This window comes from Nocardia africana NBRC 100379 (assembly GCF_001612635.1).
Lineage (GTDB): Bacteria > Actinomycetota > Actinomycetes > Mycobacteriales > Mycobacteriaceae > Nocardia > Nocardia africana.
Map to the genome: position 1 here is coordinate 1 of NZ_BDAV01000045.1, position 4,392 is coordinate 4,392.

Sequence of the window (4,392 nt, forward strand, 5' to 3'; positions counted from 1 at the left end):
ATGCTGGTCTTCCGTCGGTTCGCGAATTCCGAAGGGCGCGCTCACCGGAACCGAAGGACCGGTGGGTTGTTTCAAGCTAATCGATCTGTGGGTTCGGGAGCTGGCTGCACCGTAGACAGCACGGGTTGCGTGCACTCCGGCATGGGGACGGCCATGATGGGAACTATGAAGGATGCGCAGTCGCGAAAGTTCGCCTCGTATCGGGACATACCCGGGGACATCGACCTGATCAGCGATAACGGCGGTGACACATGGGGTCGCAACGGCCAGATCGCGGATGTGGATGGCTGGCCGGAGAACAACTACTTCGCACCGTTCACCGACGCCTCCGCCCCACCGATCAGGTATGCGACCATTGCGTAACGGAACAGAAGACCTGATCAGCGGCCGTCGTCGGAGTCGAGGTTGATCGTGGTGTGAGAAGGGTGCATGGTGGTAGCCGTGTCCGAGGTCTCCGAGGCTCGCGTCGCCGCCGACGCAACAGCCAATGACGAGTTGCAGGCGCCGGCGCCGCGGCCGTGCCAATCGTGCCCCTATCGGCGCGATGTGCCGGGCGGAGTGTGGGACGCGCAGGAGTACGAGAAGTTGCGTGCCTACGACCGCGACATGGCCGAGCAGCCACCCGGATTATTCCAGTGTCATCAGACCGACGCCGACAGCGACCTGCGGCGGCTATGTGCCGGATGGGTCGGCTGCCACGGCGACAACTTACTGGGCTTGCGGTTTGCCCTGGTGCAGGGCCGTATCAGCGGTACCACATTTCAAGCGGCGATCGACTATCGATCACCGGTTCCGCTGTTCAGCTCCGGCGACGAAGCGGCCGATCATGGGCAAGCCGGTATTCACCGGCCGAGCCCGGATGCGGTGCGCGCGATCGCCAAGATCTGTCGGCACCGGTCCGACCTCCGTTGAGGTGGCCCAACGTCGGGAACCGCACGTTCTGATCTCAGGCGCTTCGTCTAGACAGTCAGTGACCTTCGCGCCGACATCTGTCATCTCACCGACTTTCCGCTGGCGACTCGCCGATCATCCGGCACGGGCCCGACCTACGGCCGCCGCTGACGCCCTCATGTCGCCGTCCGGTCGGATCTGCGGATCTGGTTCCTAATCGGCGCCAGACTGTTGTACCCGTCCGGCGTCGATATAACGTTGCGCCGCACCGACACTCAGTCCGAACAGGTCGCAGATTCTGCGGACATCACCGTCAGTCGCGCGGACTTCGTCAAGGATCCTGTCTGCACGGAGATCCTGCGCACGGCAGCCCAGGCATGAGTTGATCCAGTTGTAGGTCACCGCGCCTGTGCGGTTCGCGGTGACTTGGTTGACGAACAAATGGGGGTTCGCGGTCTTAGGCCATCGCTGGCCACGGTGATGCAGATACGCGGCGATACCGGCGCTGACGTGATCGGCCATGGGGATAGTTCGCCCGTCCACATACAGGCGGCTGTCACGGACGTCGGTCAATAGGATGTGGCGCAGTTGCCGTGGGCGTACGCCGTGAAAAACGAGCAGCGCTGCCAGTGCTGCTCTGGTCGGCTCGGGCGACTCGATCGATTCACGCAGCTGAGCTGGCGCGATCGTCATCGGGATCGTGTTCCGTGCCATGCCGCAGAAGATACGGCTGGTGGGGTCGGTGAATATCTGTTTGCGCGCCTTGAGAATTCGGAAGATCGATCGCAGCCCCTGCAGGGTGTCGACGCGGCGACGGCCACTGGCAGCCAGCACCGTGTGGATGGCGCCGCGGTCGATCTCCCGTAGCGAGGCGTGGTCGCCAGCCCACCCCCGTAGTACTGGCAGAGCTGAGGTGAGATGGTTGCGAATCGTGCGGTCGGCCCGCGGACGGCGCCGGGGTGGTTGCGAGCTCCCCTCACGCATCACTGCGAACCACACCCGTAACTCCGACGCCATCTCGTCGGGCAGCGCCGCGACTCGCGATTCGAACCAGGTGACGATCGCAGGGACATCGTCGTCTTCGAGGATGGCGGCGGTCCGCAACACATCCATGGTCGGCCCGGCCGGCAGCGATGTCTTTCGCAGCAATGCGACCTCGCTGGCCTTGATCGGTGCGCCCGGAGTGTCCTGAATCGCCAACAACACCCGCACCGCGCGTCGAACCGCAGAGGTGAGATCACCTGTCCAGCCATAGGTCTCAGCGTGTTCGACCACAACGGCTTCCAACGCGGCGGCAAGATCGGGAAACGGGGGTTCCGGTGCCTTGTCCAGGCGACTGCTGTCGCGGACCGCGTCGAACAGCGTCAGTTGGCGATGGTCGGCGAGTCGGAATGCGCGCGGTCGTGGGCGGGCTCGTGATCGTGTCCGAATCGGCCTCGTTTTCCATCGGCGCAGAGCAGGTGGTGTCACAAGGGCGAGCTTGTGTTCCAGGTCGCTAATGAACAGCTGGTGCCCGACAGCCAGCGCTTCCGGGTTAACCAGACCGTCGGCGGCCCACGAGTTGGCACGTGCTCGGCGCCAACACAGTCGGCACAAGCCGGAGCCGTTGAGCGACTGGACCTTCCCGCAACCCGGGCACAGACGCTCACCGGGATGGCGCCGCCGCCAGTCACGGCACGCGTTACACACTCCGCTACCGGTTTTGAACAATCCCCACGCACAGCAGTATGGGCACGAGTCGCCGAAATCCGGCGCGTATTTGTGGCAGCGCTGACACAGTCCCCCCGAGTAGTACAGCGACGTGGAACCACACCTGCGGCACGGCGGCGGGATCCGGGTTCCTCGCGTTCGGCAGCCATAGCAGTACTTGGCCTTCGCATGCGCAACCGGACGCAGGCCACATCCCGGGCACGTGCGCGGTTGCGGCGTTCTCATGCCGGCGGAAGGGTGCGGTTGCGGCCCAGCCGAGGCGACCTGCCGGACGAGGCCCGCACCTGTTCGGGTTTGCTCGGCATGCGCGCCGCAACGACATCGGGCTCGCAGATCAGCAAATCCGCGGGCGAGCAATTCAACACCGAGCAGAAGACATCGAGATCATCGAGCCTGATGCTGGTCGGGTTGCCGATCCACAACGCCGACATCTTGCCGGCGCTGATCTCCAACCCCGCCTCCGCCAGCCGGCGACGCATCTCCGTCGACTTCCAGATCCCGTTCTCCGCAGCCTTCATTCGTAGGTTCCAGCGCATCCACCTAGCCTCCTTCGCCTGCCAAACGAGCAGCGACGCGTTCGTTGGCGTCTACCCACGCCCTTTCCACATGATCATCGTGCACATGGACATACCGAGTCGTCGTCGATAGCCACTCGTGGCCGAGCAGTTCCTGGATCGCCTTCAGATCCATGCCCCGCTCATACATCGATGACGCGCAGAAATGGCGCAAGCCATGGGGAGTCAGCCGACCGCTCCACGCCGGAAGGTATCGCCCCACTGCGACAGCGAGCCCGGACCGCAGCGCGTCATCGCCGACCCGGCGGCACCTCCCGGTGCGGGGATCACGGCGCTCGCTCGGCAGCAACGGCGCATCTGGATCGTCCCAATCATCTCCGAACTGGTGACGGATATCTGCTATCCACCACTCGAGCAAGGCGTCGACCTCGTTGATCGCCGGTGTCAAACGCGTTTTCGGGCCCCGGCCCCGGCTGCCCTTGCCATATCGGACGTGCAGCTTCCCACTCGAACCCAGGTCCGGCCGCCAGTCACGAATATCGAGCATCACCGTTTCGGTGATCCGCAAACCAGCACGCCGCCACAACGACGCCGCCAAGTAGTCCCTCGCAGCCGGCAAGAACTTGCGGGCATTAGGCAATCCGTCCCGCCATCGGCCGAACAAGACTTCAACGTCGCCCGTCGGCGGCGGCACCCGTCGGGTCCCGTAGTCCGCCTTCGGCGGCCGGTTGAACTCATCGACCGGCTGGATCACCACATGACCGGCGACGCGGTGAATGTCGGTCTGATAGCGCGCGATCAGGAACTCGAAGAATTGAGACAGCGTCACCGCCTTCCGATATACCGTCGATCGCGCACGCCCTTGCCTACGTTGAGCAACCAGGAACGCATCGACCGCGTCCGGGCCTGCGGTCCAGATCGGCCGACCGTATCCGCGAACAAACTCCACCAGCACCGAACGGTCGGCCGCGAGCACGCCATCGCTGATCCCCGCACCAAGACCGGCCAACAGGAACTGGTCGACCAAATCCTGCTCGAAATCCTCGATTTCCTGCGTCGTCCGCAGAGCACACGGCGCGCCCAACGACCTCACCGGTGCCAGAGTCATGAAACCGCCACATCACCAGGAGCGATCATCCATCATAAATACCATCCGAGTGTCGGCATTCTCGACGAAATCACGAAAACTCTTGTCGATCCGCCACATACACCACTTCCTGCGAGAAGCCCTGACCTCTTCGGTTGCGGTCGTGAAGAACTCACGGCAGTTGCTACA

General features: G+C 63.8%; 5 protein-coding genes. 2 read left to right on the forward strand and 3 right to left on the reverse strand.

Features of this window, described 5'->3' with window-relative positions; translation table 11 throughout:
• Positions 1–165 precede the first annotated feature (165 nt).
• Positions 166–363 (forward strand): hypothetical protein, encoded by a 198-nt coding sequence (locus NA3_RS34880; protein ID WP_062969146.1) that lies wholly within the window; start codon positions 166–168, stop codon positions 361–363.
• A 78-nt stretch (positions 364–441) separates the two neighbouring features.
• Entirely contained in the window at positions 442–912 is a 471-nt protein-coding gene (locus tag NA3_RS36540; RefSeq protein WP_227995632.1) for a DUF6283 family protein, read from the forward strand.
• A gap of 192 nt (positions 913–1,104) precedes the next feature.
• Here the strand turns inward: NA3_RS36540 and NA3_RS36545 are convergent, their stop codons facing one another.
• The 3 genes from NA3_RS36545 to NA3_RS34900 form a co-directional block, all read right to left on the reverse strand.
• A complete protein-coding gene (locus NA3_RS36545) occupies positions 1,105–2,361 on the reverse strand; it encodes a site-specific integrase (RefSeq protein WP_128145643.1) in 1,257 nt (418 codons plus the stop codon).
• Positions 2,362–2,822: 461 nt separating this feature from the next.
• The gene (locus NA3_RS34895) at positions 2,823–3,119 is read right to left on the reverse strand and encodes a helix-turn-helix domain-containing protein (protein ID WP_308189599.1); all 297 of its coding nucleotides are present in this window, start codon (positions 3,117–3,119) and stop codon (positions 2,823–2,825) included.
• Positions 3,120–3,141: 22 nt separating this feature from the next.
• Positions 3,142–4,224 carry a tyrosine-type recombinase/integrase gene (locus NA3_RS34900; RefSeq protein WP_062969151.1) on the reverse strand — a complete coding sequence of 361 codons (1,083 nt, stop codon included), beginning with the start codon at positions 4,222–4,224 and terminating at the stop codon, positions 3,142–3,144.
• Positions 4,225–4,392: the final 168 nt, after the last annotated feature.

Excerpts from the sequence above, each read along its gene's own strand:
- NA3_RS34880 (WP_062969146.1), top strand. The coding sequence starts at position 166 with ATGAAGGATGCGCAGTCGCGAAAGTTCGCCTCGTATCGGGACATACCC.
- NA3_RS34895 (WP_308189599.1), bottom strand. The coding sequence starts at position 3,119 with ATGAAGGCTGCGGAGAACGGGATCTGGAAGTCGACGGAGATGCGTCGC.
- NA3_RS34900 (WP_062969151.1), bottom strand. The coding sequence starts at position 4,224 with ATGACTCTGGCACCGGTGAGGTCGTTGGGCGCGCCGTGTGCTCTGCGG.